Raw genomic sequence first — 22,773 nt, 5'->3', positions numbered from 1 at the left:
CATGACAGTGCTTGGCGCCCTGCGCCATACCGCGGCGGTGGGGCTCGCCCTCGCCTCCGCGACCGCTCTCACCTGCGCCCTCACCCCCGGCGCGGGGGCAGCGGCACCCCGCGTCCCGGCGGCGCCGCAGGCCACCGACGTCGACCCGGCCATCGTGCCGGGCCGGTACATCGTCGGGTTGACGGACGACCGCGCCTCCGCCAGCCGGACCCGCTCCGCCGTCGCGGCGCTGGCGCAGGAGAACGGCGGCGTCGTCCGCCGGGTCTTCACCGGCGCCCTGCGCGGCTGGTCGGCCGAGATGACCGCCGCGCAGGCGAAGCGGCTGGCCGCCGACCCCGAGGTGGCGTACGTCGAGCCGGTCCGCCGGTACACCACGAGCGGCACCCAGACCAACCCGCCGTCCTGGGGCCTGGACCGGATCGACCAGACCACCTCGGCGCTCAACCGCTCGTACACGTACCCGGCCACGTCGGCGAGCGGGGTCACCACGTACGTCGTCGACACCGGGATCAACATCGCCCACCAGGACTTCGGCGGCCGGGCCAGCCACGGCTACGACTTCGTCGACGGCGACCCGGCGGCGGACGACTGCAACGGCCATGGCACCCACGTCGCCGGGACCATCGGTGGCACCGCGTACGGCGTGGCCAAGGACGTGAAGCTGGTCGGGGTCCGGGTGCTCAACTGCGCCGGCGCGGGCACCACGGAGACCGTCATCGCCGGGATCGACTGGGTGACCGCCCACGCGGCGAAGCCGGCCGTGGTGAACATGAGCCTTGAGGCCCCGAAGGACGCGGCCCTGAACGCCGCCGTCTCCGCGTCCATCGCGTCCGGCCTGACGTACGCGGTCGCCGCCGGCAACGACCGGAACTTCGCCTGCGTCTACTCGCCGGCCTCGGTGCCGGAGGCGATCACCGTCGGCGCCACCGACAAGCTGGACATCCGGACCACCTGGTCCAACTGGGGATCCTGCCTGGACACCTACGCCCCCGGCGTCGGCATCACCTCGGCGAGCATCGGGAGCAGCACGGCGAAGGCGACCCTCGACGGCACCTCGATGGCCTCGCCGCACGTCGCGGGCGCCGCCGCGCTGCTGCTCGCCGCGCACCCGGACTGGACCCCGCTCCAGGTCCGCGACGCCATCGTCACCACCGGCGTCTCCGGTGCGGTCTTCGCCGAGACGGACTCCATCGACCGGATGGTGCACGTCGGACCGGCCCCGGTCACCCGCAGCTCGGTCGGCCTGCGGTCGCGCAGCAGCGGCGGCCTGGCCTCCCCGGGGGTCGACGGCAGCCAGCCGCTGCTGGCCAGCGGCTACGCCCTGGAGGCGTGGCACCGGTTCGACATCGTCGCCGCGGGCGGCGGGCTGGTGGCGTTCCGGTCGAAGGCCAACGGCAGGTACGTGACGGCGGAGAGCGCCGGGACCCGGCCGCTCGTCGCCCGGGCCGGCGTGATCGGGGCCTGGGAGAAGTTCCAGCTCGCCCACCTCCCCGACGGCAGCATCACCATCAAGGCCCAGATCAACGGCCGGTACGTGGTCTCCGACGCGGCGGTCGAGCGCCCGCTGATCGCCAGCGGCACCGGAATCACCCAGGACGCGAAGTTCGACCTCCAGGCGCCCAACCCGATCATCAGCCTCCGGTCCGGGGTCAACGCCCGGTACGTGACGGCGGAGAGCGCCGGGACGAAGCCGCTCATCGCCCGGGCCACGGTGGTCGGCTCGTGGGAGAAGTTCGAGCTGATCGACTGGCGGTACCACAAGTTCGCGCTGCGCGCCCTGGTCAACAACCGGTACGTGACCGCGCAGAGCGCCGGTGCGAAGCCGCTGCTCGCCCGGGGTACCTGGATCGGACCGTGGGAGCTGTACGAGATGATCGACCACAACCCCGACGGCAGCATCTACTTCATCGCGGACATCAACACCAAGGCGGTCTGCGCGGAAAGCCGCGGCACCCTGCCGCTGATCGCCAGCCGGCCCCTCACCTGGGACGCGCCGAACCGCGGCCTCGGCACCTGGGAGAAGTTCTTCCTCGCCGCCGCGTAGCGGCCGGCACCGCGGCGCCCGCCGAGCCCGCCCCTTCCGGGCCGGCCGGCGGGCGCCGTCGTCTCAGCGGGGCGCCACCGTGATCTCCCGTTCGACCAGCTCCTTCGGCAGCGGCTGGCGGACCAGCTCCCGCCCGGTCAGGTCGGCGAGCACGACGTCGCGGGCGCCGTACGGCCGGCGGTAGAGCAGCCGGTCGTCGGAGACCCAGACCACGTCGGCGGTGGGCAGGGTGCGGACCACCCGGCCGGTGCCCGTCTCGACCAGCAGCGGATCATGCTGCCCCTGGACCACCACCAGCTTCCCGTCCGGCGACCAGGCCCACGGTCCGGCCGGGTCGCCGGGCACCGGCACGAACCGGCTCGGCCGCCCGTCGTCGGCCGAGAAGAGCCGCACGCCCGCCCGGAGGTCCCGGAGGACCGACTCGTCGCTGCTGGACTGGCCGGTCTGCGGGAGCACCACCTCCGTGCCGTCCCGGCTCCAGGTGAAGTCGCAGTAGTCGGTGCAGAAGTACCGCTTCTCGTCCACCCGGAACGTACGTTTCGTGCCGTCCGCCGCCATGATGATGAAGCCGAAGTGGTCGAGCCGGTGGGTGGTGAGCAGCAGCCGCCGGCCGTCCGGCGACCATTCCGGGGCGGAGAGCGCCCGACCGACCTCGTACCAGCGGGTCGTCCCCCTGGCCAGGTCGACCAGGGCGACCTCCCGGGGTCGGTCCTTGTCCGTGACCGCGCTGAGCGCGCCGACGGGCGCCGGGAAGACCCCGTCGTACCCCTCGGCGGTGAGGTAGCGGCCCCGGGCGCGATCCAGCACGAAGCCCTTCCCCGCTCCACCGGCGAAGGTGCCCGCGGTCACCACCCAGTCACCGGGCAGGACCAGTGGCTTCGTCGACCAGTCCGGGCCGGGCATGGGGCGGGCCGGGGGTGCCGGGGTGGCCGTCGCGGTGGGGGCCGGCCTGGCGGGGTGCGGCGCCGGCTGCGGGCGGAGCAGCACGAACGGCAGGGCGACCGCGACGACCGCCACCAGGGCGGCGCCCGCCGCCACGGCCCGGCGCCGCCGCCGCAGCCGGCGGCCCCGGCCGAGCGCGCGGACGGCCAGGTCGGGCGCCGGCCGGACCCCGTCCGCGAGATCGTGTACGGCCACCCGCAGCGCGTCCTCCACCGGTCCGGTCATCACTTCACCTCCGAACGCGTGGTCAGCTCGTCGAGGGCGGGCACCAGATCCCGAAGCTTCGCCAGCGCCCGGGACGCCTGGCTGGCCACGGTGCCGGCCCGGCAGCCGAGGATCGCCGCGGTCTGCTCGACGCTCAGGTCCTCCAGGTAGCGCAGGGTCAGCACGGCCCGCTGCCGGGGCGGCAGCGCCCGCAACGCGTCCCGCAGCAGGAGCCGCAGGTCGGCGTCGTGGCCGCCGTCGCCCGCTGCCGGCCGCTCCGGCAGTTCCGCGACCGGCACCTCGGAGCGCCGCGCCCGGCGCCGCCAGCCGGAGACCTGGTCGTGGTAGAGGATCCGTTTCACGTACGGCTCCGCGTCGCCCCGGATCTTCGGCCACCGGGCGTACGCCTTGGCCAGCGCGTTCTGGAGCAGGTCCTCCGCGGCGTGCTGGTTGCCGGCGAGCGCGTACGCGACGCGCAGCAGCGCGTCACCCCGCTCGTTGACGAACGCGGTGAACTCCCCGTCGATGACCTCTGCCACCGTCCACCTCCGTACTACAGACGCACGGGGTCGGGGGAACTTTGCCTCACGGGCGAAGACGGTTGGGCGGGAGGCCGTGACGTCGGGCGGCATCCGGCTGTTCACACCAGTGACGCCCCCTGACCCCGCCGACAGGGACAAGACGGAGACGACCGATGTCATCGGACACGCTCACCACCGCGGGAATCCTGCTGATCACCGTCGTCGCGGTGGCCTACGGCGGCCTGACCCTGCTCACCCACCTGGCCCGGCGCAAACCCGGTTACCTGGACAACCCGGTCCGGCGCGGGCTGTGGACGGCCGGCCACGCGCACGCCGGCGTCCTCGTCCTGCTGGTCCTGGTCGCCCTGCCCTACCTCGACCAGGCCGAGGCGTCGGACGGGATGCGGACGCTGATCCGGACGCTGCTGGTCGCGGCGCCGGTCCTGATGCCATTGGGCTTCTTCCTCTCGGTGCCCCGTCCCACCGACACCCGGCCGAACAAGCTCATCTGGCTCACCGTCGCGGGCGGCGTGAGCCTGAGCGTCGGAGCGGTGCTGCTGGGTGTCGCGCTGCTCTGACGGCCCGGCGGTGGTGTTCCGGGCTCCGCGCGGGACAATCGGTTCATGCGCTGGACCGTGCTCGACTCACCGATCGGGGAGTTCTCCGTGGCCACCGACGACGAGGCGGTCTGCGGGGCGCACTTCGGGCGGGTGGAGTCGGCGACCGACGAGCCCGCCGACCAGCTGTCCCGTCGGGCGGTCGCTGAGCTGCGGGCGTACTTCGCGGGCGAGCTGACCGAGTTCACCGTTCCGGTGGTGGTTCGTCGTGGGTCGGATTTCGAACGGGCGGTCTGGCAGGAGATGACCCGCATCCCGTACGGGGAGATGCTCACGTACGGCGAGGTGGCAAAGGCGGTCGGTGACCCCGGGGCGGCCCGCGCGGTCGGGGTCGCCTGCAACCGGAACCCGATCCCGGTGATCGTGCCCTGCCACCGGATCGTCGGGGCGGGCGGCAAGCTGGTCGGCTTCGGCGGCGGGCTGCCGCGCAAGGTGACGCTGCTGGAGCTGGAGGCCCGGGTCGCCCTGCAACGCGCCTGGTCCTGACGTACCTCCGGGGCGGCGGAACGGCGAGGGCCGGGTCCGTGCGGACCCGGCCCTCGCCGGTGCGTGCTGGTCAGCGCGTCAGCGCTCGACCTCACCCTTGATGAACGCCTCGACGGCGGCGTGCGCGTCGTGGTCGGCGTACTGCTCGGGCGGGGACTTCATGAAGTACGAGGAGGCCGAGAGGATCGGGCCACCGATCTTGCGGTCCAGCGCGATCTTCGCGGCCCGGACGGCGTCGATGATGACACCGGCCGAGTTCGGCGAGTCCCACACCTCGAGCTTGAGCTCGGCGTTGAGCGGGGTGTCGCCGAAGGAGCGGCCCTCCAGGCGGATGTACGCCCACTTGCGGTCGTCGAGCCACGGCACGTGGTCCGACGGGCCGATGTGCACGTCGCTCTTGCTCATCTCGTGCGGGATCTGGGAGGTCACCGACTGGGTCTTCGAGATCTTCTTGGAGACCAGGCGGGTGCGCTCCAGCATGTTCATGAAGTCCATGTTGCCGCCGAAGTTGAGCTGGTACGTGCGCAGCAGCTCGACACCGCGGTCCTCGAAGAGCTTCGCCAGCGCGCGGTGCACGATGGTGGCACCGACCTGGCTCTTGATGTCGTCGCCGACGATCGGCAGACCCGCGTCCTCGAACTTCTTCGCCCACTCGGGGTCGGAGGCGATGAAGACCGGCAGGGCGTTCACGAACGCGCAGCCGGCGTCGATCGCGGCCTGGGCGTAGAACTTGTCGGCCTGCTCGGAACCCACCGGCAGGTAGGACACGACCACGTCGACCTGCGCGTCGCGCAGCGCCTTGGCCACGTCGACCGGCGCGGCGTCCGACTCCTCGACGATCTCGCGGTAGTACTGGCCCAGGCCGTCGAAGGTCGGACCGCGCTGCACGCTGACGCCGGTTGGCGGCACGTCGCAGAGCTTGATGGTGTTGTTTTCGCTGGCGACGATCGCCTCCGCGAGGTCCATGCCCACCTTCTTGGCGTCCACGTCGAACGCCGCGACAAACTCCACGTCCGAGACGTGGTAGTCGCCGAAGGTGACGTGCATGAGACCCGGGACGCGGTCGTTCGGGTCGGCGTTCCGGTAGTACTCCACGCCCTGTACGAGGGACGAGGCGCAGTTACCCACACCGACGATGGCGACGCGGACGGAGCCCATAGCGTCTGCCTCCTTCTTCTTCATCACGGCCGCTCTTTCCTGGACTCGCCAGGCGGGGGCGGGCTGTTGTCTTCTCGTCGGCCGCCGGCTGTCCCGGCTCGCGGGACGGTCGGGGCACGGCCGGAGCGCTCATTGGCGATGAGCTCCTCCAGCCAGCGGACCTCACGCTCACAGGCGTCGAGGCCGTGGCGCTGCAGTTCCAGGGTGTACGCGTCGAGCCGCTCGGCTGCCCGGCCGAGCACGTCGCGAAGACCTTCGCGACGCTCCTCGATCTTCCGACGACGCCCTTCCAGGATCCGGAGCCGGGTGGCCTGGTCGGTCCGGGCGAAGAACGCGAAGTGCACGCCGAAGCCCGTGTCGTCGTACGTCTCGGGACCAGCCTGCGCTATCAGCTGGGCGAAGCGTTCCTTGCCCTCCGCGGTAATGGTGTAGACCACCCGACCACGTCGGCTGGTCAGCGCGGGAACCTCCTCGGCGGACGCGGGTGTCTCGGCGGCTTCGGTGATCCATCCCGCCGCCTGCAGCCTGCGCAGGGTCGGGTAGAGCGAGCCGTAGCTGATCGCCGCCCGGATCGCGCCGAGCTTGGCGGTCAACTCCTTGCGCAGCTCGTAGCCGTGCATCGGAGCCTCCTGCAGGAGGCCGAGGATGGCGAACTCGAGCACGGGCCACCCCTTCTTACCCCCGGCGCGGAGCGGGTAACCGCCGCGATGTATCGGACCGATACATCGCACGTTAGCGGAGACCCATGATCAGGGCAAACCCCCGCTCCGAGGTGTTGCTGTCACGGATCGTCACGGTGGTCGCCTCGTCCCGCCGGACCGCGTACCCTTTGCCGCATGCGTACGCAGCGCCAGGTCGTCGACTACTCGCTCCAGAAGCGAGCGGTGCTGCGTGAGCTCCTCGCCGGCCGGGTCGGCACGTACGACGTCTGCGACGCATCGCCGTACCTGAAGAACGCCGCCCGGTTCCACGGCGAGCCCACCGAGCAGCGGTGCCCGATCTGCCGCAGCGAAAACCTGATCCACGTCCACTACATTTACGGGGACGAGCTCAAGCAGTCCGCCGGCCAGGCGCGTACCCGGGCCGAGTTGCCCGTCCTGGCGATGACGCTGCGTGAGTTCCAGGTCTTCGTGGTGGAGGTGTGCCTCGGCTGTGACTGGAACCATCTCGTCGAGCAGTTCCTGCTCGGCCGGGACGGGCTGGCCGGCGGCACGGAGGACGGGTCGGAGCAGGGTGCGGTGAGCGGCTCGTCCGCCCCGAACGGCTCCACCCCTCGTCGAAGGCGAGAGGCGCAACGGTGATTTCAGCTGTATCGGCCGCCCCCGGCCCGGGTGACGACGGGTGGGCGGACCGACAGCTTCGACGTCTGATTAGTCCGATTGCTTCGGATTCGACGCCTGCGCCCCGGCACGCCCGGGGTGTAGCGTCTCGTGGTCCAGCTCACGGCAACCCGGTGGTGGCTCTTCCGCGCCCCACCGCGACCGGCAGGGTGTGAGGAATGAACTACGGCGATCCCAGTTCTTCGCGTGGGCGGGCCCAGACCCCGGGTCCGAACGGCGACCCCGGGCACGGGAACGGCTGGTCATCCGCGCCGGACGGCGGGGCCTCGGCCCGCGCCTCCGTGCCGCCCCGAGGGTCCGCGTCCGGCGGACGGGCCTCGGTCGGCGGGGCGGCCCCGGCGCCGCGCGGCGGCGCGGCGGGCTCGGCCTCGGTGGGCCGGGCCGGCCCGGGACGGGCCTCCGTCCCGGTCTCCCCGGCGCCCGGCGGCGCCTCGGGTCGGGCCGGTGCCGGCCGGGCCTCGGTGCCGGTCTCCCCGGCCCCGGGCGGTCCGGCGGGCCGCGCCTCGGTCGGCGCGGCCGCGGTGGGCTCGGCCGGGCGGGCGAGCGTCGGCTCGGCGGCCGTGGGTGGTCGGGCCGCGGTGGCCCGCGCCGGGGTGCCGGGCATGGCGGGCGGCGGTCCGGGCGGTCCCGGTGGGCCGAACGGTCCGGGCCGGGGCGGTCGTGGTGGCCGTGGTGACGACCCGGGCGCGGCGGCGCGGGCGAAGAAGCGCCGGCGGATCAACATCCTGATCGCCAGCTTCGCCGTCTTCATCATGCTCGCCGGCATCGGCGTGGTCGGCTTCACCTACTACTCGACCAACGTGATCCTCCCCGAGGACACCACCCCGCCGCTGGCCAGCACCATCTACGCGGGCGACGGCAAGCAGATCATCGCCAAGGTCGGCGCGGAGAACCGCACCTTCGTCAACATCAAGGACATCCCGCCGTGGGTGCAGGACGCGGTCGCCGCCGCGGAGGACCGGAACTTCTACCGGCACTCCGGTGTGGACTACAAGGGCATCGCCCGGGCGGCCTGGAACAACCTCACCGGCGGTGACAAGCAGGGCGCCTCGACCATCACCCAGCAGTACGCCCGCAACGCCTACGACAACCTCCAGCAGGACACGTACGGGCGGAAGGTGAAGGAGGCGATCCTCGCCTCCAAGCTGAACGACCGGTACACCAAGCCGGAAATCATGCAGCACTACCTGAACGTCATCTACTTCGGGCGGGGCGCGTACGGCATCGAGGCGGCGGCCCAGACGTACTTCCACAAGTCGACGAAGAACCTGACCGTGGCCGAGGCCGCGGTGCTCGCCGCGTTGATCAAGCAGCCGGAGCCGAGCGCGACCCACAAGGGCTACGACCCGGCGATCAACCAGGAGGCCGCGTTCGACCGGTGGAACTACGTGATCAGCGGCATGATCACCGAGGGTTGGCTGGACGCGGCGGGGAAGCCGGCGCATCCGACCGAATATCCGACCAAGACGCTCCAGAAGCCCAACTCGAAGGGCGTCGGCGTCGACTTCGGCGTCAACACGCCGTACGGCAACGTGATCAACTATGTCGCGCAGGAGATGCGGGACATGAAGCTCTGCACCGACAACGACGCCGAGGTCACCGACAACAGGCCGCTCTGCTCGCAGGCGCTCGCCAAGGGTGGCTACCGGATCACCACCACCATTGACACCAAGGTGCAGAAGTCGGCGCTCGATGCGGCCCAGCGCGCCACCAAGGGCTCCGAGCTCTACGGCCAGCCGAAGAACCTGATGGCGGCCCTGGTGTCGATCGATCCGAGGACCGGCCGGGTGCTCGCCTACTACGGCGGTGACAACGGCACCGGCACCGACTACGCCGGCAAGAACTACGACAACGGCGTCGTCAGCGGTGGGCACTCGCCGGGATCGAGCTTCAAGATCTACACCCTCGCCGCGGCGCTGGATGCCGGCAAGTCGCTCGAGTCCCGATGGAAGGGCAAGGCGTTCACCCCCGAGGGGACCAAGTTCAAGGTCACCAACGCCGGCAACGACGCCTCCTGCGGCAACTCCTGCACCCTTGAGGTGTCGACGCTGAAGTCGCTGAACGTGCCGTTCTACTACATCACCCAGGAGATCGGCCCGGACAAGGTCGTCAACATGGCCAAGCAGGCCGGCGTCACGACGATGTGGCAGACGGACACCAACCCGGCGAAGGCCCACGACCTCACCAAGGAGAAGCCGGAGGACCTGGCGCCGGCGCCCTTCTACCACGTGGTCGGCTACGGCCAGTACCCGATCACCGTGCTGGACCACGCCAACGGCGTCGCCACCTTCGCCAACGAGGGCGTCTACAACAAGGCGCACTTCGTGAAAAAGGTGGAGAAGCAGGACCAGCAGACCGGCACGTGGCGCAAGCTGGGCGGTGAGAAGCTCGACCCGAAGCAGCGGATCAAGAAGGACGTCGTGCGCGACGTCACCTCCGTGCTGGAGAAGTACCCGGCCGCGGTGGGCCGCAAGCTCGACGACGGCCGGAAGGCCGCCGAGAAGACCGGTACCTGGGAGCTGAACGAGAAGACCCTCGACAACGGCGACGCCTGGATGATCGGCTACACGCCGCAGCTCGCCACCGCCGTCTGGGTCGGCAACGTCGGGGCCCGCAAGGCGATCAAGGACAAGGACGGCAACAAGATCAGCGGCGCCAAGATGCCGGGTGCCATCTTCCAGCGGTTCATGGACGACGCGCTCAAGGGCAAGGACAAGCTGGACTTCCCGGAGGCCGCACACGTCGGCGACCCGAACTCCGGCAACGGCGAGGCCCCGCCGCCCACGGCGCCGCCCGTGCCGCCGGGCTGCCCGGACCCGCTGAACCCGTTCTGCCCGCCCGTCAACGGTGGCGGCAACGGCAACGGCGGGAACACGAACCCGTTCGACCCGCGACCCGGCGGTGGCGGCGGTGGTGGCGGCATCCTGCCGACCACACCACCACGCCAGACGTACTGATCTCCACGCACCGCCGACGGCGGCCGGACCCCTGGTCCGGCCGCCGTCGGCGTATCCGCGTACCGGAATTGTGCGGTCGAGGCGGGACGCCGACCCCTGCCGTACGGCAGGATTCCTCTCCATGAGCACCCAGTCGACGGCAGGCATCGACGACGCCGGGACCACCGACCACCCGTCCCGCTCGGACGGCTTCGTCCGCGGCGTCTCCGAAGTGATCGGCGGACCGCTGGGCGACCACGCGGTCGCGCTGGACCGACCCGCCGGCCGGGAGGGCCGATTCTGGACGGCCGCCCGGATCGTGCTGGCCCTGGTCTGCCTGACCCTCGCCCTGCACTGGGTGCAGAAGTCGCCCTGCCAGGACGGCGCCTGGCAGAACAACGTGCAGTACACCCGGCTCTGCTACACCGACGTGCTGGCGCTCTACTACGCCGAAGGGCTCAACGAGGGCAAGGTGCCCTACGCCGACCACCCCGTCGAGTACCCGGTGCTGACCGGCTACTTCATGGGCGCGCTCGGGCTGCCGGTGCACGCCCTCGGCGTCGACAACCCCGGCATCAACCAGGGCCAGTGGTTCTACAACCTGAACGCGCTGGTGCTCAGCGCCCTGGCGGTGGCCACCGTGGCGGTCATCCTCGCCCTACGGCGCCGCCGGCCCTGGGACGCGGCACTCTTCGCGCTCGCCCCCGCGCTGCTGCTCACCGCCACCGTCAACTGGGACCTGCTCGCCGTCGGGCTGGCCGCGTTCGGCCTGCTGGCCTGGGCACGCTCCCGACCCAGCCTGAATGGTGCCCTGCTGGCCGCCCTGGCCGGGGTGCTGCTCGGGCTCGGCGGCGCGGCGAAGATGTGGCCGCTGTTCATCCTCGGGCCGATCCTGGTGCTCGCGGTCCGCGCCGGCCGGGTCTGGGCCGCACTCCTGTCCATCATCACGGCCGCGGTGACGGTGGTGTTGGTGAACCTGCCGGTGGCGATTCCCTACCGGGAAAGCTGGGGGCGGTTCTTCGAGCTGAACACCACTCGGCCGATCGACTGGGGCACGCTCTGGTACATCGGCCGCTACCTGGACGGCAAGGTCAGCCCGGCCGCGCCCGGCGACCTCGGGCCCTTCGAGTGGCTGAACGCCAACATCCCCACCCTCAACTGGCTGTCGTACCTCCTCTTCGGACTGGCCTGCGTCGGGGTGGCCGCGCTGGCGCTGCTCGCCCCGCGCCGGCCGCGGCTCGCGCAGCTCGCCTTCCTGGTGGTCGCCGCGTTCCTGATCTTCAGCAAGGTGTGGTCCCAGCAGTTCGTGCTCTGGCTGCTTCCGCTCGCCGTGCTCGCCCGCCCCCGCTGGGGCGCCTTCCTCGCCTGGCAGCTCGCCGAGGTCTGCTACTTCGCCGCCTTCTACGGCGAGCTGCTCGGCGCGGCGACCAGCCGGCCGGTCTTCCCGGAGGGCATCTTCGTGCTCGCCGCCAGCCTCCGGCTGATCACCGTCGCGGTGCTCTGCGGCTTCGTGATCCGGGACATCCTGCACCCCGAGCGCGACGCGGTCCGGCACACCTACGCCGACGACCCCGACGGTGGCGTCCTCGACGGCTCCCCCGACGCCCCCTGGTACCTCCGCTGGCGCGCCCGCTCCTCGACGGGCGCCGCCCCGGCCGATCCCGTCACGGCGTAGGCCGCCGACCCCGCAACCCGAGCAGGGTCAGAGGTGGTAGACGACCGCGTCGCCGACCTCCTCGCGGGTGACGCCCAGCCCGTCCACCGGGTTGTCGACGATCCGCTCCCACGGGGTGCCGGCGAGCTGGCCACGCAGGATCACCACGTTGCGGACGCCCAGGATGCGCAGGTAGTCGACGCTGGGCTGGTCCGGGAAGCCGAGGGTCAGCTCGCGGACCCTGGCGAGCGTGTCCGGGGTGAAGCCGCTGCCGCCGTTGACCAGGTCCTGGAACCGGCTGGTCGACCAGAGCATCACCGGCTGGTCCAGGTTCTGGCTGCTCGGCAGGACCAGCATCGGACCGTCCACGGTGCGCATCGCCGCCGGCTGCACCGGCACCACCGGGTGCGGGGTGGCGTTCAGCCCCTCGACGATCACCAGCAGCAGCGGTAGCAGGGTGGCCAGCCGCAGCCAGGGCCCGGGCCACGGCGGCACCCGCTCGGCGGCCAGCTCCCGTACCCGGGCGGCGAACGCGGTGACCGCGCCCGCGGCGAGCAGGCCGAGCAGCAGCGTGGTCCAGAGCATCATCCGGCCCGGCGTCCGCAGCCCGTTCCAGCCGGGCAGGTGCTCGAAGAGCGGCACGTAGGTGAAGGTGCCGTCGAAGAACCGGGTCCCCATGGCCAGGGCCATCGTCACCAGCACCCCGGCGAGCAGCAGCAGCCGGTGCCGTAGCCGCCAGACCGAGAAGAAGAGGCCGCCGGCGGCCAGCGCGTAGAGCACGAAGCCGGGCAGCAGGGTCATCTCCGGGTGCCAGGGCAGCGTGGCCCGCGCCCCCTCGTGCAGGTCGCCCCAGATCCGCGACTCCGCCGGCGCGGTGAAGAAGCCGCTCGCCGGCGGCGAGTAGATGGCGATGTCGCCGATGGTCCGCGCCGCGTTCGGGTGCAGCTCGGCGACCTGGAAGTACGGTACGGCCAGCAGCGCGCCCACCGCGGCGAAGAGGGCGCCGCCGATCAGGTCGGCGAGGAGCAGCCGGCTGCCGAACGGTCGCTTGGCCGGCCGGACCAGCCAGCGTCGGGTGAACCAGACGACGGCCGAGACCAGCACGATGCCGGCCAACAGGTACGCGAACGGCAGGCCGATGCCGAAGCCCAGGCTGAGCTGCCACGCGGCCACCATCCAGCCGGCGTACGCCCACCCCTCGTGCCGGCGCCCCGGCCGGTAGCCGTACCGCAGGGACCAGCCGTGCCCCCGGGCGAGCATGGCCATCGCCAGCGGGATGCCGCCGTTGGAGACGATGTGCAGGTGCCCGGCCTGGGCCAGCAGCCACGGGGCGTACGCGTAGCTGACCCCGGCCACCGCGGCCCCGATCCGGCCCGCGCCCAGCTGCCGCGCCAGCACGTACGCCCCGAACGTGGCGAGCGCGTGGGCCAGCACGAAGATGATGTTGTAGCGCAGCACCGCCGCCTCGGGGCCGGTGCCGATCATGCCGGCGGGGGCGTACCCGAGCAGGGTGTCGGAGAAGGCGAAGCTCCACTTCTCCGGGAAGAACGTGTTGGACTGCCAGAGCTGCGCCGGGTCGGTCAGCAGGATGTGCCCGGACCAGGCCATCTGCCAGGACTGCAGGCTCGGGTCCCAGTAGTCCTGCGGCAGGGTGTAGAGCGGGTAGCGCAGCGTCGGCCAGGTGAGCAGGACGGCCAGGGCCAGCGCGGCGACGACCGCCAGGGTCCACTCGTGCACCAGGAACCGGCCCACCGCGCGGACCGCCCGGCGGGGCCGGGTGAGCACCCGGTCGGGGGCGGGACCGAAGGCCGACCAGGGGTCGGCCTTCTCCGTACCCCCGGTGGGCGCATCGCTGCCCGCGGGCCCCTCCCTGCCGGCCTTCCCGGCGCCGTCGCCGGCGTCGGCGCCCGCCCCGGGGGTGGGCTTGTCCGCACCGGGCGTGGGCCCGCCCTTCGCGGTGGGCGCGTTCCGATCGGCGCCGTCCCCCTCGCCGGTCCTGCCGGCGGCCGGTCCGTCCCCGCCGGCCTGCCCCGCGGCCGGCTGGTCCTTCGTGGTCTCTCCGGGGGCGCTGTCGTCCGTCGCGCGGGCGGCGGCGCTGCTCCCGGTGCCGGTGGCCGCGGCGGGCAGCCGGGTGTCGTCGTTGCCGGTCGAGCCGGCCCGGCCGCCGTCCGTCGCGTCCGACTGGTCCGTGGTCATGCCGCCGACGTCCCCGTGCCGAGCTGCCCGCGCAGGAAGGCGATGTCCGCCGCCTGGCCGTCGACCCCGCCGGGCGTCTCCACGATGACCGGGGCGCCGGCCGCGCGGATCACCGCCACCACCAGCTCGGGGTCGATCGTGCCGCCGTCGAGGTTGTCGTGCCGGTCCTGCCCCGAGTTGAAGGCGCCCTTCGAGTTGTTCGCGTGCACCAGGTCGATCCGGCCGGTGATCGCCTTGACCCGGTCGACCAGCCCCAGCAGCTCCTCGCCGCCGGCGTGGGCGTGGCAGGTGTCCAGGCAGAAGCCCACCTCGTGGTCGCCGAGGGCGTCCCAGAGCCGGGCCAGCGCGTCGAGGTGCCGGGCGCAGGCGTTGTCGCCACCGGCGGTGTTCTCGATCAGGACCGGGAGCGGGAAGCCGCCGGAGTCGGCCGCGTACGCGAAGGTCTTGCGCCAGTTGTCGAAGCCGACCGCCAGGTCGTCACCGGCGTTGACGTGGCCGCCGTGCACGATCAGCCCCTTCGCGCCGATGGCCGCCGCCGCCGTGGCGTGGCCCAGCAGCAGCTTCCGGCTCGGGATCCGGATCCGGTTGTTGAGCGTGGCCACGTTGATGACGTACGGCGCGTGGACGTAGAGGTCGACGTCGGCGTCGCGCAGCCGCTCGGCGTCCTCCCGCGGCTTCGGGGCCTTCCATCCCTGTGGATCGGAGAGGAAGAACTGCACGGCCTCGGCGTCGCGGGCGGCGGCCTCGGCCAGCGGGTCGGTCGGATCGACGTGGGCTCCGATACGCATGCAGGGGAGCCTACGTCGCGCCCCCGACGTGCGGGGTGAACGGCGGCGACGATGTCCCGGCACCCGGATCGGCGGAGCGGGGGCGGGTGGATCGTGGCGGGATGCGTCACCCGGCGGGCGGGCGGTCGTTGTGCGAGGTGGATCGATGGTCGACGCTCCGCCCGGGCGCGGTCCACACCCGGCCCGGGCGGGTAAGACCCCCGAAAAGGGGCGCCCCGCCGTGCGGCCCGGCACGACGGGGCGGATCCGACTCGCGTCACCCGGCGACCGGTCGACAGATTGGTCGGGGCAATTCCTCCATTTGCCCCAAGAGGTGACGAGAGCCGTTGTATGGTCGGATCAGCTGACAACACGATAAAGCTCCGCGGGGCGTCCCGATCCAACCTCATCGGTGTGGTCGTTCCTCCCCAGGTCCCACCCAAGGAATGCGGACGGGACGCCCCGCGGCCTCGTGGACAGGGGTCCACCTCCGGTGCTCGACGCCGGCGGTGGACCCCTGTCCACCGCGCCCGGTCGGTCCCGCCCGACCGGCCCGGGCATGATCGTCCGGACCGGGTATCCTGGTCAGGTTGTCCCCGTCCGGCCGGGTTCCCCCGGAACCGGAGTGGGCCACGACGCAGACCTCCTGCCACGGAAGGACCGTGGCCGCATAGCCCACAGGAGGTGAGCACGTCTTGCGTCATTACGAGATCATGGTGATCCTCGACCCCAGCCTCGAGGAGCGCACCGTCGCCCCGTCGCTCGACACGTACCTGAACGTGATCCGGACCGCGGGTGGCTCGGTCGAGAAGACCGACGTGTGGGGCCGCCGGCGCCTCGCGTACGAGATCAGCAAGAAGGCCGAGGGCATCTACGCCGTCGTCGACCTGCAGGCCACGCCTGCGGCGGTCGCCGAGCTCGACCGTCAGCTGCGACTCAACGAGTCCGTGCTGCGCACCAAGGTCATCCGGCCGGAGATGCGCTAAGCATTCAACCCCGGTTCGCCCGGATCAGCCTCATCGGCTCTGTCGTACGGCTCTGAGAGCCTGTACGGCGGGATCTGATGAGTGCGCGAGGAGATGGTCATGGCAGGAGACACCACCATCACGGTCATCGGCAACCTGACCGATGACCCCGAGTTGCGGTTCACCCCGTCGGGTGCGGCGGTCGCCAAGTTCCGGGTCGCTTCGACGCCCCGGTTCATGGACAAGACCACCAACGAATGGAAGGACGGCGAGCCGCTCTTCCTGGCCTGCACGGTGTGGCGCCAGGCGGCGGAGCACGTCGCCGAGTCGCTGCAGCGGGGCGCCCGCGTGATCGTCTCGGGTCGGCTGCGTCAGCGGTCGTACGAGACCCGCGAGGGTGAGAAGCGCACCGTCATCGAGCTCGAGGTCGACGAGATCGGCCCGTCGCTGCGCTACGCCACGGCGAAGGTGCAGAAGATGTCGCGCTCCGGCGGTGGCGGCGGTGGCTTCGGCTCCGGTGGTGGCGGTGGCCAGGGCGGCGGAGGCAACTCCGACGACCCCTGGGCCTCGGCTGCCCCGGCTCCCTCGCGCGGTGGTTCGGGCGGCAACTTCGACGAGGAGCCTCCGTTCTAATGGCGCCGAGCGCCCGCGATCGCAAACCAGGAGCACGAGCAATGGCCAAGGCTGCGGCACTTCGCAAGCCGAAGAAGAAGGTGAACCCGCTCGACAAGGACGGGATCACCTACATCGACTACAAGGACACCGCGCTGCTGCGCAAGTTCATCTCCGACCGCGGCAAGATCCGCGCTCGGCGGGTGACCGGCGTGACCTCGCAGCAGCAGCGGCAGATCGCCCGCGCGGTCAAGAACGCCCGCGAGATGGCGCTCCTGCCGTACACGGCCACGACCCGCTGAGAGGAGGCACCGACATGAAGATCATCCTGACTCAGGAGGTGTCCGGCCTCGGTGCCCCGGGCGACATCGTCGAGGTGAAGAACGGCTTCGGCCGTAACTACCTGCTGCCGCAGGGCTTCGCGATCGCCTGGACCAAGGGCGCGGAGAAGCAGGTCACGGTCATCAAGCGGGCCCGCTCGGCCCGGGAGATCCGCGACCTGGACCACGCCAACGAGGTCAAGGCCCAGCTCGAGGGTCTCAAGGTCAGCCTGAAGGCCCGCGCCGGCGAGGGCGGCCGGCTCTTCGGTTCGGTCACCCCGGCCGAGATCGTCGACGCCGTCAAGGCGGCCGGCGGCCCGGTCCTGGACCGTCGTCGGCTGGAGGTGCCCGGTCACATCAAGTCGACCGGCACCTACCCGGTGCGCGTCAAGCTGCACCCCGAGGTGTCCGCCAAGTTCGACCTCAACGTCGTTCAGGGCTGACACCCGACAGCACCACGAAAGGGCCCGCACCGGAACCGGTGCGGGCCCTTTCGCATGCGGACGTCGCGCGGGTGGGCCGGCACCGCGCCGCGTCGGGCCTCGCCGGGGCGGCCCGCCGTCGTCCGGCCGGGCCGCGACGGGCGCTCAGCCGATCGGCTGGCCGGTCACCGCGCTGATCAGCACCGTGGAGAGACCGCCACCGACCACCGCCGCCGCCAGCGCCACCGTCGCCGACCGCCACGTCGTCCCGACCCGGCGCAGCAGCACCGCGACGACCAGGCTGCTCACCAGCGCCAGCCCGAACCGCGGCGCCCCCGCGACCAGCGAGGCGAAGGCGTGCGCCCGGGGCGAGTCACACCCGCCGCCGGTGATGTCGGTGACGCAGCCCGGCGGCGCCTGCCCGTCGAGCGTCAGCAGCCAGAGGAAGACCAGCACCGCGGGGACCAGGTAACAGGCGGCCGTGTAGACCAGCGGGCGGATCGGCCCGCCCGGATCCGGGTCCAACAGGTCGTCCTCGAGCCGGCGGCTCCACGACCCACCGCCGATCGTCTCGATCCGTCGCCGGATCGACGCCCCGCCCGCACCACCGCCGACGTCCACCGGTTCGACCCGACGCCGCAGCGCCGTACCCGGTCGCGGCGCGCTGTACGTGACCGCAGGTGAGCGCGGCGCGGACGGCGGCGCGGCCATCCAGCGCGGATCGTCGCCGGCCAGCCGGGTCCCGGACCAGAAACCCTCGGCCTGCTCCGCCGCCGACCACCCGTCGGCCCCCCGGTCCCGCATCGGGGTCGGCGGCACCGTCCGGTCCCATTCGTCGGCCTCGGCGTACCGGTCCCAGCGGCCCGTCTCCCCGTACCGGTCCCACTGGCCGGTGTCGGTGAGCCGGTCCCACTCACCGGTGTGGTCGGAGCGGTCCCAGCGCCCGGTGCCGTCCGCCTGGTCCCACCGCCCGCCGGTCGCGGAGCGGTCCCAGGCGTGCACCCCGGAGGCGTCCCACGGGTCGACCGCCGGCTGCTCGGCCGGATCCGCCTCGGCGGCCCGGCCCCGCTCCCAGGACTCCGCCGCCGGCCGCGACCACGAGTCCGCCGCCGCCCGCCGACTGTGCCGGGTCGCCCGCCCGATGTCCCACCGGTCCTGCTCCCCCTCGAACGGGGTCGCGTCCTCCATGCCCGACCAGATCACCTGGGGGCGACGGGACGGGGCCCGGCGCGGCCGGCTCCGCGGGGCGGCGCCGGAGAGCGGCTGATCCTCGGCGGAGTCGGCGCGCCGGCTGCCGACGTACCCCTGCTCCTGCGGTGTGTCGATGGTCCACTCGGCGGTGTGCTCGCCGGCGGGGCCGGCGCCGACGGCGCGCGGCTCGCGCTCCCGGCGCCAGCCGGTGTCGGTGGACGTGCGCCACCCGTCGTCCGAACGCGGGCGGTCGAGGTCGTCGTCGGGGGCGGCGTGCCGGCCGCCGCCGTCCGCGCGGCTGACCCCCGACTCGAGGGCCCAGCGGGGAAGGTAGGCGTCGACCGGCTCCTGCTGGCCCCGCTCGACGGCGCGGCGGCGACTGGGGGTGCGGTAGCGCCCGGACGCGTACGGGTCGACCGGGAGCGGCTCGGCGGGATCGTCCCACGGGGCGATCGGCTGGCGCTCGCGCGGGCTGCCCTCCCCGCTTCCCCAGTCCCGGTAACTCACGGCCGGAGCGTGACCCTTCTCAACCGAAAGTGCAATCCGCTGTCTAGGTGTAGCCGTTCGCTGAGATAGTACGGGACGAACGGCTCCAGGGCTCGACCCGAAATCTTCCGTCCACAGGGTGGGGATTGCAATACCCCAGGTCAGAGCGGTTATGGCCGGAATTCCCCAGCTCTTGTCCACATGCTGTGCACACCCTGCGCACATGCCTGTGCACCGGCGTCCACAGGTTGTCCCGAGGCTCGTCCACCGGCGTTGTTGAGTGGCCGACCGCGGGTTCCGTATGGTTGGCCCCCGACCGTCCGGCCGGTGACCCCCGATCGACCGGAGGGTCGGCGGAAGTTGTCAGACGCCGGCGGTAGACCTGGACCGGATCCGAACGCAGTGAGGGGGGACCCGTGTCGGTCGCCGACGACATGCGAACGGAGCGGTCCGGTGGGCAGCAGCCCGCGCCGGCGCCACGCGAGGGGCACTTCGAGAAGACCCCGCCCCAGGACGTCGCCGCCGAGCAGTGCGTCCTCGGCGGCATGCTGCTCTCCAAGGACGCGATCGCCGACGTCGTCGAGATCCTGAAGTCCAACGACTTCTACCGCCCGGTGCACGCCACCATCTTCGACGCGATCCTCGACATCTACGGCCGGGGCGAGCCAGCCGACCCGATCACCGTCGCGGCCGCCCTCGCCGACTCCGGCGACCTGGCCCGGATCGGCGGCGCCCCCTACCTGCACACGCTGATCGCCAGCGTGCCCACGGCCGCCAACGCCGCGTACTACGCGCGGATCGTGGGCGAGCGCGCCGTGCTCCGCCGGCTGGTCGAGGCCGGCACCAAGATCGTCCAGCTCGGGTACGGCACCGGCCAGGGTGGCAGCCGGGACGTGGACGACATTGTCGACCTGGCCCAGCAGGCCGTCTACGACATCACCGAGCGGCGGGTCAACGAGGACTTCGCGGTGCTCGCCGACATGCTCCAGCCGACCCTCGACGAGATCGAGGCGGTGGGCGCCCACGGCGGGATGATGACCGGGGTGCCCACCGGCTTCAGCGACCTGGACCGGCTCCTCAACGGCCTGCACCCGGGCCAACTTATTATCGTGGCAGGCAGGCCCGGTTTGGGCAAATCAACGGCAAGTATGGACTTTGCCCGAAATGCGGCTATCAGGGCGAATCAAGCGGCCGCGATCTTCTCGCTGGAAATGAGCAAGGTCGAGATCGTCATGCGACTCCTCTCGGCCGAGGCCCGGGTGCCGCTGCACGTGCTGCGCAGCGGGCAGCTTTCCGACGACGACTGGACCAAGCTGGCCCGCTGCATGGGCGAGATCAGTGAGGCGCCGCTCTTCGTCGACGACACGCCGAGCATGAACCTGATGGAGATCCGGGCCAAGGCGCGGCGGCTGAAGCAGAAGCACGACCTCAAGTTGATCGTGGTCGACTACCTCCAGCTGATGACCTCGCCGAAGCGCACCGAGAGCCGCCAGCAGGAGGTCGCCGACCTCTCCCGTGGCCTCAAGCTGCTGGCCAAGGAGGTCGAATGCCCGGTCATCGCGGTGAGTCAGCTGAACCGTGGCCCCGAGCAGCGGACCGACAAGCGCCCCCAATTGTCTGATTTGCGCGAATCTGGATCAATTGAGCAAGATGCGGACGTTGTCATCCTGCTGCATCGTGACGACTACTACGACAAGGAGTCGCCGCGGGCGGGCGAGGCGGATTTTATAATTGCCAAGCACCGGAATGGGCCGACCGACACCGTGACGGTCGCCGCCCAGCTGCACCTGTCGCGCTTCGTCGACATGGCCATCGTCTGAGCCCTGCCGGCCGAGGCGCTTGCCGCGATGAGTTTTCCGGCCCGCCGCCGTCACACCGGATGACAGCGCCGGTCCGCACCGACCGGCAGGGCCGGTGACAGGGTGGGAGACATGGTGGACGGCGGCATCAGCACGACCCGTACCGAGGACGAGGCTGCGGCGGCGGGCGACGAGCGGGCCTTCGCCCGGGTGACCGAGCGGCACCGCGGCGAGCTGCGGGTGCACTGCTGCCCGACTTCGGCCTGCCCGCCGAGCTGTGAGCGGCGGGCGGGTCAGCCGATCAGCGGGAACCAGCCGGCGGCCTCGCCCAGCTCCAGCCGGTCCCGGTCGGTCAGCGGCACCCGCCCGGCCGCGTGGAGCAGGTAGTCCCGGTCGTCCCAGCCGGCCGGGCGGACGGCGTCGTCGCTGAGCAGGCCGTCCATGGTGGCCACCGCGACCCGGGTGGGCAGCTCGGCCGGGGGTGGCGCGTCGGGCAGCCTCACCACCAGGTCGAGGTGGTGGATCACCGCCTCGGTGGTCAGCGTGGCGAGCAGGTCGGCGACCCGCAGCACGTGCCCCTGGGTGGTGACGAACCCGTCCGGGTCGGCGGCGGCGGCGGCCCGGACGGCGGCGGGGGCGGTGTCCGACCAGATCCGGACCACCCCGCTGGGTCGGTCGAAGGCGGCCGCCGACCGGCGGGCCCACCAGGCGTGCTTCGCGCCGGCGCCGTCGCCGCCCGTCGGGACCGCGCGCCAGTAGCTGACGTCGTCCACGTCGGCCGGGCCGTCGGCGGGACTGGCCAGCGCGACCAGCGCCCGCTGCGCGTCGCAGAGAACGTGGAAGAGCAGGTCCGCGACCAGCCAGCCGCGGCAGCGGGTCGGCGTCTGGAGCCCCGCGTCGTCCAGCCCGGTGACCACGGCGGTGATTCCGTCGTACGCCTGCCGCAGCGCCTCGTGCTGCCGGATGGCCGTCATGTGGTGCAGCGTGCCACGACCGCGGCCGGTCGGCACGCCGGCCCGACGCGGGATCGGCCGGGCCGACGGCGCGCCGACCCGGCCGTGGCGGGCCTCAGTCGAAGAGTTCGCCGAGGAAGCCGCCGTGCTTCTTCCGCTTGTAGTGGCCGTGGTAGCCGTACTGCTGCCCGTGGCCGTACGCGGGCTGCGCGTAGCCGTGGCCGGGCGGTGGCGGGGGCGGCGGGGCGGCGCCGTACCCGGGCTGGTGCGGGGCGGGTGCGGGCGGCGGGGGCGGCGGCGGGTACCCGCCGGCCGGCTGGGTCGCCTGCGCGGGGGTGGGGTGCTGCCGGTTCCAGTTCGCCTCGGCCTCGAAGAGCTTCTCGAGCTCGCCGCGGTCGAGGAAGATGCCGCGGCACTCGCCGCACTGATCGATGATGACGCCGCTGCGCTCGTACTGGCGCATGTCTCCGTGACACTTGGGGCAGGTGAGCTGCATGACACCGAAGGTACCCGGTGGAATCACGCCGTGGCGGTCAGCATCTGCACCACCTCGTCGTCGGAGACCTCACGGAAGTCGTCGTAGTAGACGCCGACCGCGCCGAAGTCCGGCGGGGTCTGGACGCAGACCACCTGGTCGGCCTCGGCGGCGAGCATCTCGTATGCCTGCTCGGAGCCGACCGGGACGCCGACCACCACCCGGGTGGCGCCCAGGTGCCGGGCCACCTGCACGGCGGCGCGCGCGGTGGCCCCGGTGGCCAGGCCGTCGTCGACGATGACCGCGGTGCGCCCGTGCAGGTCCAGCGGGGGTCGGCCGGCACGGTAGCGGCTCTCCCGCCGGTCCAGTTCGGCCTGCTCCCGCCGCCGCACCTCGGCCCGGTCGCTCTCGCTCAGCCCGCCGGCGATCTGCTCGTTGAGCACCTCCACCCCGTCGGGGCCGAGCGCGCCGTAGGCGAGCTCGGGCGCCCAGGGCATACCGAGCTTGCGGACCACCAGCACGTCCAGCGGCGCGCCGAGCCGCTGCGCGACCACCCGGGCCACCGGGACACCGCCGCGGACCAGCCCGAGGACGATGACGTCCGGCTGCCCGGCGAGTTCGCTGAGTCGGTCGGCGAGCACCTCGGCTGCCTCGGTCCGGTCGCGATAGGTGGTCATGTCCTCAG

21 protein-coding genes are annotated in these 22,773 nt (G+C 72.2%); 11 read left to right on the top strand and 10 right to left on the bottom strand.

The genetic code is table 11. From position 1 onward, the window contains the following. The first annotated feature begins 1 nt into the window (after window position 1). A complete protein-coding gene (locus tag EV384_RS03790; RefSeq protein ID WP_130330164.1) occupies window positions 2-2,044 on the top strand; it encodes a S8 family serine peptidase in 2,043 nt (680 codons plus the stop codon). 63 nt (window positions 2,045-2,107) lie between these two features. Here EV384_RS03790 and EV384_RS03785 read toward each other — a convergent pair whose 3' ends face one another. Together EV384_RS03785 and EV384_RS03780 are read right to left on the bottom strand one after the other, a co-directional pair. Next, on the bottom strand, window positions 2,108-3,211 hold the full coding sequence (locus tag EV384_RS03785; RefSeq protein WP_130330162.1) for a TolB family protein: 1,104 nt from the start codon (window positions 3,209-3,211) through the stop codon (window positions 2,108-2,110). Continuing rightward, window positions 3,211-3,729 (bottom strand): SigE family RNA polymerase sigma factor, encoded by a 519-nt coding sequence (locus EV384_RS03780; protein WP_130330160.1) that lies wholly within the window; start codon window positions 3,727-3,729, stop codon window positions 3,211-3,213. The genes EV384_RS03785 and EV384_RS03780 overlap by 1 nt, the downstream gene beginning before the upstream one ends. Window positions 3,730-3,884: 155 nt before the next feature. Between EV384_RS03780 and EV384_RS03775 the strand changes: the two genes are divergently transcribed. After that, window positions 3,885-4,289: a hypothetical protein gene (locus tag EV384_RS03775; protein ID WP_130330158.1), complete on the top strand. Its 405-nt coding sequence runs from the start codon at window positions 3,885-3,887 to the stop codon at window positions 4,287-4,289. A 45-nt stretch (window positions 4,290-4,334) separates the two neighbouring features. Further along, complete coding sequence (locus tag EV384_RS03770) at window positions 4,335-4,814, top strand: methylated-DNA--[protein]-cysteine S-methyltransferase (RefSeq protein ID WP_130330156.1); 480 nt, start codon at window positions 4,335-4,337, stop codon at window positions 4,812-4,814. A 78-nt stretch (window positions 4,815-4,892) separates the two neighbouring features. Here the strand turns inward: EV384_RS03770 and EV384_RS03765 are convergent, their stop codons facing one another. Both EV384_RS03765 and EV384_RS03760 read right to left on the bottom strand, forming a co-directional pair. Further along, window positions 4,893-5,972: an inositol-3-phosphate synthase gene (locus EV384_RS03765; RefSeq protein WP_130330154.1), complete on the bottom strand. Its 1,080-nt coding sequence runs from the start codon at window positions 5,970-5,972 to the stop codon at window positions 4,893-4,895. Between the two features lie 23 nt (window positions 5,973-5,995). Continuing rightward, complete coding sequence (locus tag EV384_RS03760) at window positions 5,996-6,634, bottom strand: PadR family transcriptional regulator (RefSeq protein WP_130330152.1); 639 nt, start codon at window positions 6,632-6,634, stop codon at window positions 5,996-5,998. A 174-nt stretch (window positions 6,635-6,808) separates the two neighbouring features. Here EV384_RS03760 and EV384_RS03755 point away from each other — a divergent pair, with 174 nt between their 5' ends. From EV384_RS03755 to EV384_RS03745, 3 genes are all read left to right on the top strand, one after another. Continuing rightward, the gene (locus EV384_RS03755) at window positions 6,809-7,273 is read left to right on the top strand and encodes a DUF5318 domain-containing protein (RefSeq protein ID WP_130330150.1); all 465 of its coding nucleotides are present in this window, start codon (window positions 6,809-6,811) and stop codon (window positions 7,271-7,273) included. Between the two features lie 197 nt (window positions 7,274-7,470). Then, entirely contained in the window at window positions 7,471-10,269 is a 2,799-nt protein-coding gene (locus tag EV384_RS03750; protein WP_130330148.1) for a transglycosylase domain-containing protein, read from the top strand. Window positions 10,270-10,390: 121 nt separating this feature from the next. Continuing rightward, window positions 10,391-11,923, top strand: a complete 1,533-nt coding sequence (locus tag EV384_RS03745; RefSeq protein ID WP_130330146.1) for a glycosyltransferase family 87 protein — start codon at window positions 10,391-10,393, stop codon at window positions 11,921-11,923. A gap of 27 nt (window positions 11,924-11,950) precedes the next feature. Here the strand turns inward: EV384_RS03745 and EV384_RS03740 are convergent, their stop codons facing one another. Continuing rightward, window positions 11,951-14,098: a hypothetical protein gene (locus EV384_RS03740; protein WP_130330144.1), complete on the bottom strand. Its 2,148-nt coding sequence runs from the start codon at window positions 14,096-14,098 to the stop codon at window positions 11,951-11,953. After that, window positions 14,095-14,886, bottom strand: coding sequence for a deoxyribonuclease IV (locus tag EV384_RS03735; protein WP_130330142.1), 792 nt, complete (start codon window positions 14,884-14,886; stop codon window positions 14,095-14,097). The genes EV384_RS03740 and EV384_RS03735 overlap by 4 nt, the downstream gene beginning before the upstream one ends. A gap of 674 nt (window positions 14,887-15,560) precedes the next feature. On the opposite strand from EV384_RS03735, the gene rpsF reads away from it, so the two are divergent. The 4 genes from rpsF to rplI all read left to right on the top strand — a co-directional run bounded on the left by rpsF (window position 15,561) and on the right by rplI (window position 17,205). Further along, window positions 15,561-15,851 carry a 30S ribosomal protein S6 gene (gene rpsF, locus EV384_RS03730; protein WP_130330140.1) on the top strand — a complete coding sequence of 97 codons (291 nt, stop codon included), beginning with the start codon at window positions 15,561-15,563 and terminating at the stop codon, window positions 15,849-15,851. 81 nt (window positions 15,852-15,932) lie between these two features. After that, the gene (locus tag EV384_RS03725) at window positions 15,933-16,463 is read left to right on the top strand and encodes a single-stranded DNA-binding protein (protein WP_207232227.1); all 531 of its coding nucleotides are present in this window, start codon (window positions 15,933-15,935) and stop codon (window positions 16,461-16,463) included. Window positions 16,464-16,504: 41 nt separating this feature from the next. Continuing rightward, window positions 16,505-16,744: a 30S ribosomal protein S18 gene (gene rpsR, locus EV384_RS03720; protein ID WP_013289355.1), complete on the top strand. Its 240-nt coding sequence runs from the start codon at window positions 16,505-16,507 to the stop codon at window positions 16,742-16,744. Between the two features lie 14 nt (window positions 16,745-16,758). Then, window positions 16,759-17,205: a 50S ribosomal protein L9 gene (gene rplI, locus EV384_RS03715; RefSeq protein WP_130330136.1), complete on the top strand. Its 447-nt coding sequence runs from the start codon at window positions 16,759-16,761 to the stop codon at window positions 17,203-17,205. A gap of 144 nt (window positions 17,206-17,349) precedes the next feature. Here the strand turns inward: rplI and EV384_RS03710 are convergent, their stop codons facing one another. Continuing rightward, a complete protein-coding gene (locus EV384_RS03710) occupies window positions 17,350-18,882 on the bottom strand; it encodes a hypothetical protein (protein ID WP_130330134.1) in 1,533 nt (510 codons plus the stop codon). Between the two features lie 395 nt (window positions 18,883-19,277). On the opposite strand from EV384_RS03710, the gene dnaB reads away from it, so the two are divergent. Next, complete coding sequence (gene dnaB, locus EV384_RS03705) at window positions 19,278-20,681, top strand: replicative DNA helicase (protein ID WP_130330132.1); 1,404 nt, start codon at window positions 19,278-19,280, stop codon at window positions 20,679-20,681. A 272-nt stretch (window positions 20,682-20,953) separates the two neighbouring features. Here the strand turns inward: dnaB and EV384_RS03700 are convergent, their stop codons facing one another. The 3 genes from EV384_RS03700 to EV384_RS03690 all read right to left on the bottom strand — a co-directional run bounded on the left by EV384_RS03700 (window position 20,954) and on the right by EV384_RS03690 (window position 22,765). Next, window positions 20,954-21,634, bottom strand: a complete 681-nt coding sequence (locus EV384_RS03700; protein WP_130330130.1) for a maleylpyruvate isomerase N-terminal domain-containing protein — start codon at window positions 21,632-21,634, stop codon at window positions 20,954-20,956. Between the two features lie 94 nt (window positions 21,635-21,728). Further along, window positions 21,729-22,109 (bottom strand): TFIIB-type zinc ribbon-containing protein, encoded by a 381-nt coding sequence (locus EV384_RS03695; RefSeq protein WP_130330128.1) that lies wholly within the window; start codon window positions 22,107-22,109, stop codon window positions 21,729-21,731. 23 nt (window positions 22,110-22,132) lie between these two features. After that, on the bottom strand, window positions 22,133-22,765 hold the full coding sequence (locus tag EV384_RS03690) for a phosphoribosyltransferase (protein ID WP_130340210.1): 633 nt from the start codon (window positions 22,763-22,765) through the stop codon (window positions 22,133-22,135). Between the last annotated feature and the right edge of the window lie 8 nt (window positions 22,766-22,773).

The organism is Micromonospora kangleipakensis (assembly GCF_004217615.1).
GTDB classification, from domain to species: domain Bacteria; phylum Actinomycetota; class Actinomycetes; order Mycobacteriales; family Micromonosporaceae; genus Micromonospora; species Micromonospora kangleipakensis.
This window is presented reverse-complemented; position numbering and strand designations above follow the sequence as displayed.